Source organism: Streptomyces qinglanensis, assembly GCF_900111245.1.
GTDB classification, from domain to species: Bacteria; Actinomycetota; Actinomycetes; order Streptomycetales; family Streptomycetaceae; genus Streptomyces; species Streptomyces qinglanensis.
On sequence record NZ_FOGO01000016.1, the window covers coordinates 65,131 to 79,535 of the forward strand.

Sequence of the window (14,405 nt, forward strand, 5' to 3'; positions counted from 1 at the left end):
TCCAGCGATGGACGGATCGTCCTGTAGTACATGCGCCGCGTCCCGTCTCCACGGGGGCGCGGCATGACCCTCCCGCTCGTCCTGCTCGGTGTGGCGTTCCTGCTCGTACTCGCCAACGGCTTCTTCGTCGCGGCCGAGTTCGGGCTCGTCACCGTCGAGAGACCCGAAGCCGAACGCGCCGCAGCCGAGGGCGACCGCAAGGCGCGCGGCGTCGTCCTGGCGCTGCGCGAGCTCTCCTTCCAGCTCTCCGGCACCCAGCTCGGCATCACCCTCACCTCCCTGGTCACCGGCATGCTGGCCGAGCCCGCGCTGGCCCGGCTGCTGAGCGGGCCGCTGGGCGCGCTCGGGATACCGGCCGGCGCCGTCGGCGGGATCGCCGTCGTCACCGGGATGCTGACCGCCTCCGCGGTCCAGATGGTCGTCGGCGAACTGGTGCCCAAGAACTGGGCCGTCTCCCGGCCGCTGGCGGTCGCCCGGTTCGTCGCCGGCCCGCAGCGCCTCTTCTCCCGCACCTTCCGGCCGGTCATCGCGGGCCTGAACGCGGCGGCCAACCGCCTCGTGCGGCTCTTCGGAGTCCAGCCGGCCGAGGAGCTCGCCTCCGCGCGCACCCCCGGCGAACTCGTCTCCCTCGCCCACCACTCGGCCCGTGCCGGGGCTCTCGAACAGGACACCGCGGACCTGTTCGTGCGCACCCTGGCGCTGGGCGGGCTGACCGCCCAGCACGTGATGACACCCCGCGTCCGGGTCGGCGCGCTGCAGGCCGCGGCGACCGCGGAGGACGTCCTCAACCTCACCCGCGCCACCGGACTCTCCCGCTTCCCCGTCTACCAGGACACCCTGGACGAGGTCGTCGGCATGGTGCACCTCAAGGACGCGCTCGCCGTGCCCGCGCACCGGCGGCTGCACACCCCCGCCGCCCGGATCGCCGTCCCGGCGCTGCTCGTCCCCCAGACGCTCCCCGTCCGCCCGCTGCTGGCGCGGCTGCGCAGCGAACAGCCCATCGCCGTGGTCGTGGACGAGTACGGCGGTACGGCCGGGGTCGTCACGCTCGAGGACATCGTCGAGGAGATCGTCGGCGAGGTGCGCGACGAGCACGACGGGCAGCTCTACGACGAACTGCCCGAGCTGGCCCCGGCGCCCGCCGAGGCGGAGGGCCGCCCGGCCTGGGAGGCGGACGGCGGCTGCCGGGTCGGTGCCCTGCGCGGCATCGGCCTGGAGGTCCCCGAGGGCCCCTACGAGACCGTCGCCGGGCTCGTCGCCGACCTGCTGGGCCGCATCCCGGCGCCCGGCGACACCGCCCGGCTGCGGGTGCCGCACCCGCGGGCCGGCGAGGACGGCCCGGAGTGGCAGCTGCGGGTGCGGCACGTGGCCCACCACCGTGCCGAACGCGTCCGCATCGTGGCTCCGGCCCGCCCCGCCGCTCGCTCCGGCCCGGCCGACGCCGCCGCTCCGCGGCCGGCCCGGAGCGTGGAGGCGGTGGCGTCATGAGCGTGCTGCAACTCCTCTTCGCCGCACTGCTCGTGCTCGCCAACGGCTTCTTCGTCGGCGCCGAGTTCGCGCTGGTCTCGGTACGCCGCAGCCAGATCGAGCCGCTCGCGGCCGGCGGATCGGTGCGTGCCCGGCGCGTGCTGCGCGGACTGGAGACGCTGCCGCAGATGATGGCCGCCGCGCAGTTCGGGATCACCGTCTGCTCGCTGACGCTGGGGGCGGTGGCCGAACCGACGCTGGCCCACCTGCTGGAGCCCGCCTTCCACGCCGCCCGGCTGCCCGAGGCGCTCGTGCACCCGGTGGGCTATGTGCTCGCGCTGGCCGTGGTGGTCTTCTTCCACCTGGTCGTGGGCGAGATGGTGCCCAAGAACCTGGCGATGGCAGCGCCCGAGCGCACCGCGCTGTGGCTCGGCCCCGCGCTGGTCGCCTTCGCGCGGCTGACCCGGCCGGTCACCGCGGCGCTCGGGGCGTGCGCCACCCTCGTCCTGCGGCTCTTCCGTGTCGAGCCCAAGGACGAGGTGGCGGCCGCCTTCACCAGCGAACAGCTCAACCAGCTCGTGGACGACTCCCGCCAGGCGGGTCTGCTGGAGCCGGACGAACACGAGCGGCTGGCCGACGCGCTGGAACTCGGCTCCCGGCCGCTGACCGACGTTCTGCTGGGCCGCACCGAGCTGGTCACCGTCGGCACCGACGTCACCCCGCGCCAGGTGGAGGAACTGACGGTGCGCACCGGCTACTCCCGCTTCCCGGTGCGCGCCGAGGACGGCGGCTTCCTGGGGTACCTGCACGTCAAGGACGTGCTCGACCTGGAGGAAGCCGACCGGGCCGTACCGCAGCGGCTGTGGCGCCCCATCGCCACACTGCGCGGCGAGCTGCCGCTGGACGACGCGCTGACCGCCATGCGGGCCGGCGCCTCCCATCTGGCCGCCGTCGCCGACGCCGCGGGTCGGGTGCTGGGGGTGGCCGCGCTGGAGGACGTGCTGGAGATCCTGGTCGGCGAGGTGCACGACCCCGCCCATACCGACCCGGGCGGCCCCGGGACCGGCCGTCCCGCCGCCGCGGCGGCGCTGCCCGCCGCAGCCGGCGGCGCCCTGCCGGGGGCCCGGCGGCTGCCGGACACCCGGGGGGACGGCGCGGAGGGCGCTAACCCGGCGGCGGCTGCGGACCGGGACGAGAGCCGTCCGGCCCCCGCCCCGACAGCACCTCGCCGTACGCCTGCATGAGGTCGGGCAGCCGGAGCGTCGCCAGATCGTCGCGGGTCGGGGTGCCCGCGTAGCCGGACAGCCGCAGATCCCGGTAGGCGCAGCTCTTCTCGTAGAGGGTGCGCAGGAAGCGGCCGTTGCCCAGCTCGTCGATCCAGCCCTGGTCGACGACGTGCCCGCTGATGCTGCGCAGCTCCTCCAGCGCCTCCTCGTCCCAGACGTCGCCGTTGTCGGCGGCCAGCACCTCGCCGATCGCCGTCAGTTCCAGCGGACGGTAGCTGGGGAAGTCGACGCGGGTGGTGAAGCGGGAGGAGAGCCCCGGGTTGGCCGCCAGCAGCCGGTCCATCCCCTCCGGGTAGCCCGCCAGGATCACCACCAGTTGGTCCCGGTTGTCCTCCGCGCGCTTGAGCAGCACCTGCAGCGCCTCGTCGCCGTAGGCGTCGCCCTTGGTGTAACCGGAGTTGGAGAGCGCGTACGCCTCGTCGACGAACAGCACCCCGCCCAGCGCCGAGTCGATCAGCTCGTTGGCCTTGACCGCCGTCTGCCCCAGGAACTCGCCGACCAGATCGGCGCGCTGCGCCTCGACCAGATGGTCGCCGCCCAGCAGCCCCAGCGCGTAGAAGGCCCGGCCCAGGATCCGGGCCACCGTGGTCTTGCCCGTGCCGGAGGGCCCGGAGAAGACGAAGTGCCGCTTCGGCGGCTGGACGGGCAGCCCCTGACCGGCGCGCAGCCGGGCCATGTGCAACTGCGCGGAGAGCGCCCGGACCTGGCGCTTGACCGGCTCCAGTCCGACCATCCGCTCCAGCTCCTCCAGCGCCTGTGCCAGCAGCACCGGATCCGAGGGCCCGGTCGGCACTCTGCCGTCCCCGGCGGCGGCCCCGCGCAGGACGCCGGTGTCGACGCGGACGGGCTCGGCCGGGTCACCGGAGTCCTCCAGCCGCAGTGCGTCGGCCTCCGGATCCACCAGCGGATCGGCTGCCCCCGCCTCGTCCTCCAGGTCCTCCAAGTCCTCCAGGGCCTCCAGCTCCGGCTCCCCACCGTCGGCGGCGCCCGGCGGCGCGCCCGGGTCCTTGCGGCGCGCACCCCCGTCCCGGAACCCGGAGCCGCCGGAGAGGGGACGGCCCTCCTCCGCTGCGGCGCCGTCGGAGGGATCCGCCGGATCGGCGGGCTGCGCCGGGTCGCCGGGCGGCTCGGCTCCTCTGTCGAACAGCTCCGGGGCCGCGGTCCGGTCCGGGCCGCCCAGCGAGCCGGAGAGCACGGCGGCTGCCAGATCCTCCGCCGTCCCGCCGCCACCGTCGCTGTCCGCGATGGTGGTCAGCCGGGCCGCCGTGTCCATGAAGGTCGGGTCGACGCGGTGCACCGCGCGGTAGAGCGGCAGTGCCGCCGCGCTGCGCCCGGTGCCCTCCCGGGCGCGCGCCAGCCAGTAGCGCAGCTCCTTGCGCTGCGGCTGTTCGCTGCGGCAGCGCATCAGCGCGGCGGCGAGCAGCGGCTCGGCCTGCCCGTACATCTCCAGCCGGACCCGGGCCATGCCCGCGAACAGCCCGGCCTCGATACCCAGCAGGGGATCGTCCACCAGCGGCTCGGTGTGCGCGACCAGCCCCTCCCAGTCCTTGGCCAGATAGGCCCGGCATGCGTGCAGGAACCGCACCTGCGGGTCGGCGTCCACCGGGGGGCACCCCGCCAGGGCACGGTCGAGTTCGGCGACATGGCGTCCGTCCAGCCAGTGTGAGGCATGCGCCAGCAGCAGGTCCCGTTCGTACTCCAGCACGGGCTGCACCCACCAGCCCAGCCAGTACCAGGAATTGAGAGTGCGTCCGTGCCGGGCGCGCTGCTCGCCGAAGCGTTCCCGGTGGTGGTGCATCCGCAGCAGCGCGGTCGCGGTGTCGGCGCGCAGTGCGTGCAGGCCCAGCCAGGCGTCGGCCATCCCCGGATCGAGCCGCACCGCGGTGCGGAACTCCTCCTCGGCTTGCGCGTATCCGCCGATGGTGTACGCGTCCACCCCGCGCAGCCAGGCGAGTTCGGCCGGGGCGTGCAGGCCCTGGGGGTCCTGCGTGCCGAAGTTCATCACGTCCCCCACGAAATGTCCCCCGTCATCTGCCGGTTATCACCCGGGGTTCCCACGCTGTTCCGCATCGTACCCGTGCTCAGGGCGCTGTCGAAGGGCGGTGTACCCGGCTTCCGGGCGCGCGGAACGGCCTGTCGCGGCGGGATGCGAGGGGGAAGCCGGCGCGGAAGGGCATCCGTAGAGCCAATACGGAGGGTGAGGAAAATGTGAGGTTCTTGTTCCGCTTCGGGTGTTCCGAGGCAGAACGAAGCCCCCGGTCACGGGGGAACAACCGGGGGCTTCGCGTGTGAAGACGGCCTGCGCAGACCGCCTGTTGGAAAACTAATCGGTCCCGCGCCGATGGTCAAGCCGCTCGGTTGCACACCGTGCCGACAACATGCCGTCAACGGCCGTCACTTATACGGAGCGTCATATTCAGCGCCGGGTTCGGCGTCTCTCCACGCCTCTCCCGCACCTCGTACCCCGTGCGTCCCGGGCCCGTTTCGCCTACCAGGAAGTCCGCGAACGGGCGCGAGGGGTCGGCCGCGAAATGCGCGCGCTCCGCGGGGATCCACTGCGCCCAGAAGTCCCGCTGTGCCGGACCGTCGCGGCGGCGCCCGCGCCGCCACGCGTCGCCGGCCGCCATCTCGACCCACAGCAGGCAGGCCAGCCGGGGACGCAGGGCTGCCCGTCCCGCCCCCACGCCCTCGACGAGGACGACCGGCGCGGGCGGCAGCTCGGCCTCCGCCGAGAAGGCGCGCGCCACCCAGTCGTACACCACGTAGCGTGCGCGGACTCCCCGCTCCAGCGGTTCGAGGACCTGCCGGGTCAGCCGATCCGTCCAGTCGAACAGGCTCTCGTGGCAGGCCAGGTCGTCCAGGTGCAGCACCGGTGCCCCGCCCAGCCGCTCCGACAGCTCCCGGGCCAGGGTCGTCTTGCCCGATCCGGCATGCCCGTCCACACCGACCAGGCGCACCGGTCCGCACGAGGCGGGCAGCGCAGCGAGCCGGTCGGCGAGCGCGTCGAGCGGGAGCGGTGCAGACATCCTCCCAGCGTACGTCCCGGTTCACACAGATGTGCGGACCACTCCCGCGCCTGCCGGACCGCCACGGCGCGTCACCGGTCTCGGCCAATGACGGCGGCATGCCGAGCGGCCGAAGCCCTGGCACGCGCCCCGCCGAGCCGCGATAGTTGGCTTCCGCGTACGACCCGGACCGGACCGCAGGGCAGGACCGGGTACGACGCCGCGCACCACCGTGAGGCACCACCGCACCGACCCACGACTGGGGGCACTCCGCATGACCAGCAGATCCGCCAACCGCCGTACCGTCCTGGCCGCCGCGGTCGCCGTGGCCGCCTCGGCCGGTGCGGCCCCCACCGCTCTGGCAGCCGACGCCCGGACGGGTGGAACCACCGGGGCGCCGCACACCGGCCGCCCGCCCCGGCCGGGCCGACCGGGGAAGGCAGGACACGTGGAGTTCCACGACTGGGCCTCCCGGCGCGACTGGGCCGCGGGCGAGGCCGACGGCACCCGGGTGCGGTCGGGCAGGCGCCCGGGCATCGTGCTCGGGAATCCCGCGGGCACCACCTCCTACACCGATCCGCACACCGGCAGGAAGGCCGACTGGGAATACGCCACCTGGACCTCACCGCGCCACACCTGCGCCGTCCCCGCGAGTGAGGCCATCGCCTCCTGGAACGCCCACACCCCCGAGGGCACCTGGATCCGCGTCGAACTGCGCGGCAGCTACTCGGACGGCGGGCACACGCCCTGGTACACCATGGGCATCTGGACCTCCGGCGACGGCGACGACGTACCGCGCCGCACCTCGGTCGGCAGCCAGAAGGACGGCAAGAGCACCATCTACACCGACACCTTCGCCCTCGACGACCCCTCCACCGGGCTCCGTCTGAGGTCCTACCGGCTCCGCCTGACCCTCTACCGGGCCCCGGGCAGCCGCACCACCCCCACCGTCTGGCGCGCCGGCGCGATGTGCTCCGACGTGCCCGACCGCTTCGAGGTCCCCGCCTCCGAGCCGGGCCTCGGCCGGGCCGTGGAGCTGAAGGTGCCGCGCTACTCGCAGGAGATCCACAAGGGCCAGTACCCCGAGTACGACAACGGGGGAGAGGCGTGGTGCAGCCCCACCTCCTCGCAGATGATCATCGAGTACTGGGGCCGCAGGCCCAGCGCCGAGGACCTGGCCTGGGTCGATCCCGACTACGCCGACCCACAGGTCTGCCACGCCGCCCGGTACACCTTCGACTACCGGTACGAAGGCTGCGGCAACTGGCCCTTCAACGGCGCCTACGCCAGTACCTACCGGGACATGAACGCGGTCGTCACCCGCATGAACTCCCTGAACGAGGCCGAGGAACTCGTCGCGGCGGGCATCCCGCTGATCACCTCCCAGTCCTTCCTCGAGTCCGAACTGGACGGCGCCGGATACGGCACCTCGGGCCACCTGATGACCGTCATCGGCTTCACCGCGTCCGGCGACGTCATCGCCAACGACCCCAACTCACCGGACGATCCCTCCGTCCGGCACGTCTACCAGCGGCGGCAGTTCGAGAACATCTGGCTGCGGACCAAGCGCAAGAACGCCGACGGCAAGGTCGTCGGCGGCACCGGCGGCATCTGCTACCTCTACTTCCCGACGAAGCCGACCGGCGCCCAGCGGCGGGTGCTGCGCAAGCACGGAGTGTGCTGAACCCGCTGGGCAGGTGGTCGGCAGACACCGTGGCCACCACCTGACGGCAGCGCTCGTGGCCGTTCTGTGTCAGATGGCCGCAGCGGTCGACCGTGACCTTGATCGAACGGTGCCCAGCCAGCGGGACACCTCGTGGATGGCGACACCATTCGTCAGGGTCACGGTGGTCCGCTGACCTCTTTCATCCCGTGCCGTAGAGATGAAATGGGCTGGTCAGCGAGGGTGGTGGCGTGGCGGAGCCCCTCGTCGTCGGCGTGGTGATCTCACTCATCACACCGGCAACCGAGGGGCTCCGTCGGTTCCGTGTCCTTCCATCCTCGACGTCCCGCATGAGCTGGTCGGGCATGCCTCCTGGCTCATCCACGCCCGAAGGCGTGAACTGAACTCGCAGTGGCACAAGCCCGGTTGCTTCCACCAGGCTTGCCCCGCCCTGGCACACCTGCGCAAGAACGAGACGTTCGCCCAGCTCGCATCCACGTCCTGTCCGGCTGGGCCCCCGGACTGCGAAAAGCCCCCACGAGGCACGGCGGGCCTTTTCTGTGCCGGGGGCTCCCCCTCTCAGCCCGCCTGCACGGCTGCGACAGACCGCTGAAGGGCCCCGGCCTGCACACCACTTACGGGTGCACTGCGGGAACGACAGACCCAGGAACCCGGTCCCGACGGTGGACGCCTCCTGACCGACACCTTCTATGACGAACGTGGCCTCGCAGCCAGAACTTTCGAGTCCTACTACGCCGAAGGCAAACCGAACCGCGCGCTCTTCGAGCCGGAGCAGGCACTGAGCGTCGAGTCGCAGACCCGCACAGAGTACGACGGGCTCGGACGGCCCACCGAGGAGAGGCTGATCGCCGGCAACGGCGACGGCGGCAAGACCCTGGGCACCACGACGACCAGTTACGGCGGAGACCGGACCACCGTCATCCCGCCGCAGGGCGGCACGGCGACCACGACACTGACCGACGCCCGGGACCGCACCATCGAACTGCGCCAGCACCACAAGCGCACTGCTGACGCGGCCTTCGACGCGACGAAGTACGCATATACCCCCGGAGGGCAGCTGGCCAAGGTCACCGATCCGGCCGGCAACACCTGGACCTACAGCTACGACCAACTGGGCCGCCAGGTCAAAAGCCACGACCCCGACAAGGGCACCACCACCAGCGCTTACGACGACCACGACCAGTTGGTGACCGCTACGGACGCCAGAGGCACCACCCTCGCCCACGTCTACGACAACCTGGGCCGCCCCACCGAGCTGCGCGAGGGCAGCCCTTCTGGCGAACTGCGCGCCAAATGGGTCTACGACTCCATCAGCGGTGCAAAGGGCCAGCTGACCGAATCGACCCGTTATGCGGACGGAGCCGCCTACAGCTCGAAGGTGACGAGCTACGACCGGCTCTACCGACCGGTCAAAACAGCTGTGGTGATCCCCGAGAAGGAAGGGAAACTGGCCGGTACCTACCAGACCGGTACCCGGTACCTCCCCTCCGGTCTCGTCGGGGGCATCAGCTACTCGGCGGCCGGCTCGCTGCCCGGCGGCGGCTACACCACCAGCTACGAAAAGGAGACCCTGCGTCCGACTTCCGTTCTGGCGAGCGGCTTCAAAGCGGACACCAGCTACTCCCTGACGGGGAAGCCGCTGCAGCACACGCTCGGGGCGACCAGCGGTGGCAAGAAGACCTGGATCACCAACACCTACGAGTGGGGCACCCGGCGGCTGGCCACCAGCAGGGTCGACCGGGAGGATCAGCCCGGTGTCGACCGTCACAACACCTACCGCTACGACCAGGCCGGCAACGTCCTGTCCCTCTCGGACACCTCGCGCAGCGGCACCGACACCCAGTGCTTCACCTACGACTATCTGCGCCGCTTGACCGATGCCTGGACCCAGAGCGACAAGGCGTGCGACGACGATCCCACAGCAGGCGAGATCGCCGGCCCCGCGCCGTACTGGCACTCCTACACCTACGGCAAGTCCGGCAACCGGCTCACCGAGACGCAGCACGACACCGGAGGCGGAACAAAGGACACCAAGCGCACCTATACCTACCCCAAGCCTGGCGAGCCGCAGCCGCACGCGCTGAGCTCGGTCACGACCGAGCTGCCGAGTGGTACCGCCACCCGCGACTCCTACGACTACGACGAGTCGGGCAACACGACGACGCGCACCCTTGACGGCACTCCGCAGAAGCTGCGGTGGGATGCGGAAGGGCATCTGGCCAAGGTCACAGAACCGCTCGAGGAGAGCACCGGTGGCGGAGAGGAGGGGCCCGAGGAACAAACCACTGAGTACCTCTACGACGCCGACGGCAACCGCCTGATCGCGCGTACCCCGAGCAGGACAACGCTGTACCTGGGCCAGGGCCACACCGAAGTCACCCTGGCCAAGGGGGCGGACAAGCCCGAGGCCACCCGTTACACGCCGCTGGGCAGCGGCAATGAGGCCGTCCAGCAGGACGACGGCACGCTCACCTTCACCGCGGCCGATCACCAGGGCACCGGACAACTGGCCGTCGCGGCGAAGGATCTGAAGCTGACACAGCGCCGAACCTTGCCCTTCGGGGGCCCACGCGGCGAGAAGCCTGGATCGTGGCCGGGCAGCAAGAGCTTCGTCGGCGGCATCGACGACAGTGCCGACACCGGCCTCACCCACCTCGGGGCCCGCGAATACGATCCGGCGACCGGGACGTTCCTCTCTGTGGACCCGGTGATGGACCTGACCGATCCGCAGCAGATCAACGGCTACACCTACGGCAACAACAGCCCCGTCGTGAACTCCGACCCCACCGGCCTGCTCTTCGGCGGCATTTGGAAGCAGATCAAGAAGACCGCCGTAGCCGTCCACAGACAGGCATCCCGGTGGAATCGTGCCTCCTCCTCCATCGGCAGGTGGCTGGGAAGCAGCGTGGGGCGGAGGGCCGGCTATCACGTCAGCACTGTCGACTACCGCCGCCCCAAGCCGAGTCCGGGGCCGTCGCCCACGCCGGGCCCGTACCCGGACCATGGTAGCGATCCCGTGTTGAACGTCCTGAAATTCGCGTTCGAGGTCGTTCTTCCGGACGCCGATGCCTGGCAGGGCTGCATATCCGACCCCGACGTCAGCGCCGACTGCGCGAGTGCGGCGATGGACCTGCCCTGGTTCAAGGTCCTCAAGCTGGGCAAGGCCGCTGCGAAGGTTGCCAAGGCAGCCGAGAAGGGGGCAAATCGCGGCAAGGGGGTGCAGCGCGGGGCGAAGAAGGGTGCGCGCTCGGGTTGCAAGTGCTTCCTGGCCGGCACTGGCGTCGAAATGGCCGATGGCTCGGTGAAGAGCATCGAGGACATCGAACTCGGTGACAAAGTCCGTACCACCGATCCCAAAACCGGCAAGACCAGCGAGCACGAAGTCACCGCGACGATCGTCACCGACGAGGACAAGCACTTCACTCGGCTCACCCTGAAGACCCCGAAGGGCACCGAGACCCTCACCGCGACCGACGAGCACCCGTTCTGGTCGGTCTCCAAACGGAGCTGGGTCGAAGCCGGAGACCTGACCCCCGGTACCACCCTGCGAACCGACGACGGCCACACCACTGTCACCGTCAAGTCCACCCACCACTACACGGACCGCCGACGCACCTACAATCTCACTGTCGAGGGTGTGCACACGTACTATGTGCTGGCGGGACAGACTCCGGTCCTCGTGCACAATTCGGGTGGACTCTGTCCGAAAATCCTGGACGAGACCTACAAGTCGGCGAGTACGCCAGCAAAGCTGGAGCATGTTATCGACCCGGAGAAGCATGGCTTCGCTGACCTAGTCGCTCGTTCTGGCGGCCGCGAGCAGGCAATGCGACGTATCGTGGACAGTCTGGGAGATGTAAGCGACCTTCCGACAGCGGGGCGATTTGAAGTGGGTCGAGTCATTGATGGTGAGAACGTGACTATTCGAGGAGCTGTCGTAAACGGCGTTCCGAGAATCGGCACGGCGTTCAACCCCGATAAGTTCCCTGGAGGCAAGTAGATGCGGGTTCCCGTTGAACCGCGCCCGCTGACCAGTAAGGAGCGGGCAGTAGCGGAGCAGATTCTGCAACTGGACTTCCCTGGAGCGGCAGAGCTCCGCCATCAGCTTGATTGGGTTCGGGTGGTGGCCCTGTGGGGATCCAATTCTGCAAGTGTTGACTTGCGAGTCACGAATGATACGGCTCCTGCTCCTATCTCGGATGGGGTTGTGCCGGTAACTTGCACGGTTATTGACGAGGGGGGCGAGCTTATTGGCGAAATCATTCTCTGGACTGAAACGGGCATGCTGTCCGGCCTTGAATACGCCTGGTATGGCGATGAACCCCCGACTTCGCTCCCAGAGGTGGATCGAATAGTCATGTCATAGAGTCTGATCGGATCTACTTCCGGGCGCGAATGGGAAGCCCCGCCGGGATCCGGCGGGGCTTCTGGGGTGTTTGACGGCAACGCTGACGGCAACGTCAGCGGACGACGGCTGCGGCGGGCGGATCGTCGGGGTCGTTGTCGGTAAGGCCGAGTGCATCGCTCAGGGTGTCGATGGCCTGGCGCTGGAGGCGGAGACGCACGTGGGCGTATACGCCTGCGGTGACGCCGATGTGGGCGTGTCCCAGCAGCTCCTTGATCACGATGAGGTCGACGCCCTGTTCCAGGAGCAGGGTGGCCGTCGAGTGGCGGAGATCGTGGAAGCGGATGCGCCGGAGTCCGGCCCGGTCGAGGAAGCTGCGTAAGCGGCGGGTGATGTTGGCAGGGTCGAGAGGCCCGCCGGTAGGGGTGGTGAAGACGAGGCCGCTGTCCTGCCAGGCTGATCCAGCGGTCTCTCGCTCCCTGTCCTGCCGTTCCTTGTGCTCCTTGAGGGAGTGGATGCATTCGGTCGGGAGGGCGATGCGGCGTTCGGACGCCCGGGTTTTGGTGGGTAGGTGGGTGAGGCCGCCGGTGCGGGTGCGCTGGAGCGAGCGGCGGATGCTGGCCGTTCCGGTGGTGAGGTCGAGGTCTTCCCAGTGGAGGCCGAGGAGTTCGCCCTTGCGGAGCCCGGTACGGAGCGCGAGTTCGTACAGCGCGTGGAGCCGGTCGGCACGGGCCGCATCGAGGAACTGGCGGGCCTCTGCCGCGGTGAGCGGACGGAAGCGCCTGGGCTGGTGCGTGGTGGTCTTGACGTTGCGGGCGACGTTGCGGGGCAGCTCGTCTTCGCGGACGGCGTGTTCCAGTGCCGACTTCAGCACATCGTGGTCGGAAGCCGCGCAAACGGAACCCCCAATCCGACGTCAGACTGGGACTACATCCTGTCTGGCCCGTCCAGAACTCGTCACAGCGTCAAGAATTCACTGCCAAGAGGGACAGGTGACGGTGAAGGGAGCGGGCGCGGTCGAGACTTCTGGCAAAGCTATAATCCGAACCGGCCCGATTATGCAGAGCTGGATCGGAATAGGCCGTACGTGGTATTCGAGCCCCGGAGCAGGTGAGGATTTGCGAGTGTCAGAGCGCGTCATCAACGAGGTCGCTCAAGGGCTCCGCGCCCTGGACGATGCTGTGGCCTGGTTCTCCTCGTTGGAACAGGCTCAGCAGAAGGCGGTACTGCATGAGGCTGTTCGTTACGCCATGCAGGCCCATGCAACGGTGAACGACGCGCGTGAGGGGCTACCGCGATCAGGTGTCAAGCCGACCATGACCCCGGCAGTGCTGATTGTCCGGGAACCGATTCTCGAACAGATGGGGAAGATCATAAATCTGCCTCCCGGTGAGTACGTGAAATCATTTCGCATCCTCGTGTCTACGTTCGCAGTAGCTGATACGCGACGAAGAGAAACGGAGTGCCGAGGAACTTGTAGCCACGCCTGGCACAACCTGTCGTAAGCGCCGATGCCACCGGCGTGCCGAGGGGTAGATTGCCAAGGGCTCCGGAGTTCGCTAACGAGCTCGTGCATGGTTGGCGGTGAGGCGTCGAGTGCCTGATGGTCGATCATGGTCGTGTGGTGGAGAACGCGTCTCGTTCAGCGATCATCAGCGACCGGAGGATCACGGGCCCGTCGGCTGATGTGATCGCTGAACTCGTGGCTGAGTTGGGCCCGTTGTGGCATGAACGGCACCAGGCCGGGCTTGCGTCCAGACCGCGGAAGCGGGCCCTGGGTGCTGGCGCGAAGCACCGGCTGGTCTTCGTCGACCGGCTCCTGGCCACTCTCGTTCACCTCCGTCACGGGGCCACGCACGACGTGCTGGCCTGCTGGTTCGACGTGGACCGCTCCACCATCACCCGTGCCATCGGCGAGGTACGACCGCTGCTCGCCGAGCGCGGATGCACTGTGAGCCCTGGCCTTCGGCTGCGGACTCTGGCCGAGGTCGTCGACCATCTCGGTGCCGGCGGGGAGACCGGGATCGTCGACGGCACCGAGATCCGGGTCCGGCGTCCGGCCGCCGGACGCAAGGACCGGGACAAGTTCATCTCCGGCAAGAGCAAGCAGAACGCCGGCAAGAGCATGGTGCTCACCGACGCGGACGGCCGGATACTCTTCTGCAGCCCGAGCAAGCCCGGAAGTTGCGCGGACATCACCCACGCCCGCCAGTCAGGGCTGGTCGAGCTCCTGGACAACGGTCCCGCGGTAGAGATCCTCGCCGATGCCGGCTACCAGGGTCTGGGCACGCAGACGGGCGGACGGGTGGTGACACCACCGCATCGCAAGTTCAAGAAGAACGCCCCGGACTGGTACGAGGAGATGTACGAGCGGCAGCGCAAGGCGCATTCTTCACGGCGTATCCGGGTCGAGCACGGCATCGCCCACCTCAAGAACTGGCGTGCTCTCACCCGCCACCTCGGTCGCCGCGAGCACATGAGTCACACCGTCCAGGCCGTCGCCGGACTGCTGTCCCATCAGCAGACCGCGGACCTGATCTCGGCACGGCAGAGGTGAACATCGGGTCTGACCGCCATCCTCGACGCCTCACCGCCAACCATGCACGAGCTCGTTGGGC

The 14,405-nt window shown here is 69.6% G+C and carries 7 protein-coding genes and 2 pseudogenes; 6 read left to right on the top strand and 3 right to left on the bottom strand.

All coding sequences use genetic code 11. The features are described from left to right. Positions 1-63: 63 nt before the first annotated feature. Positions 64-1,488: a hemolysin family protein gene (locus tag BMX65_RS26875; protein WP_075002950.1), complete on the top strand. Its 1,425-nt coding sequence runs from the start codon at positions 64-66 to the stop codon at positions 1,486-1,488. Beyond that, positions 1,485-2,711 (top strand): hemolysin family protein, encoded by a 1,227-nt coding sequence (locus tag BMX65_RS26880; protein WP_075002951.1) that lies wholly within the window; start codon positions 1,485-1,487, stop codon positions 2,709-2,711. The genes BMX65_RS26875 and BMX65_RS26880 overlap by 4 nt, the downstream gene beginning before the upstream one ends. Here the strand turns inward: BMX65_RS26880 and BMX65_RS26885 are convergent. Further along, complete coding sequence (locus tag BMX65_RS26885; protein WP_398764115.1) at positions 2,632-4,755, bottom strand: AAA family ATPase; 2,124 nt, start codon at positions 4,753-4,755, stop codon at positions 2,632-2,634. The two genes, BMX65_RS26880 and BMX65_RS26885, sit on opposite strands and share 80 nt — an antisense overlap. Positions 4,756-5,137: 382 nt before the next feature. Beyond that, on the bottom strand, positions 5,138-5,779 hold the full coding sequence (locus BMX65_RS26890; protein WP_075002953.1) for a uridine kinase family protein: 642 nt from the start codon (positions 5,777-5,779) through the stop codon (positions 5,138-5,140). A gap of 253 nt (positions 5,780-6,032) precedes the next feature. Between BMX65_RS26890 and BMX65_RS26895 the strand changes: the two genes are divergently transcribed. Both BMX65_RS26895 and BMX65_RS26905 read left to right on the top strand, forming a co-directional pair. Further along, positions 6,033-7,442 carry a peptidase C39 family protein gene (locus BMX65_RS26895; RefSeq protein ID WP_075002954.1) on the top strand — a complete coding sequence of 470 codons (1,410 nt, stop codon included), beginning with the start codon at positions 6,033-6,035 and terminating at the stop codon, positions 7,440-7,442. A 619-nt stretch (positions 7,443-8,061) separates the two neighbouring features. Next, positions 8,062-11,442 (top strand): annotated as a pseudogene (locus BMX65_RS26905) (polymorphic toxin-type HINT domain-containing protein); the annotation flags it as partial. Between the two features lie 460 nt (positions 11,443-11,902). Here the strand turns inward: BMX65_RS26905 and BMX65_RS26915 are convergent. After that, positions 11,903-12,667 (bottom strand): annotated as a pseudogene (locus BMX65_RS26915) (tyrosine-type recombinase/integrase); the annotation flags it as partial. Between the two features lie 244 nt (positions 12,668-12,911). On the opposite strand from BMX65_RS26915, the gene BMX65_RS33060 reads away from it, so the two are divergent. Next, on the top strand, positions 12,912-13,292 hold the full coding sequence (locus BMX65_RS33060; protein WP_075002958.1) for a DUF5958 family protein: 381 nt from the start codon (positions 12,912-12,914) through the stop codon (positions 13,290-13,292). A gap of 197 nt (positions 13,293-13,489) precedes the next feature. Further along, positions 13,490-14,344 (top strand): transposase family protein, encoded by an 855-nt coding sequence (locus BMX65_RS26925; RefSeq protein ID WP_239501877.1) that lies wholly within the window; start codon positions 13,490-13,492, stop codon positions 14,342-14,344. Positions 14,345-14,405 lie beyond the last annotated feature (61 nt).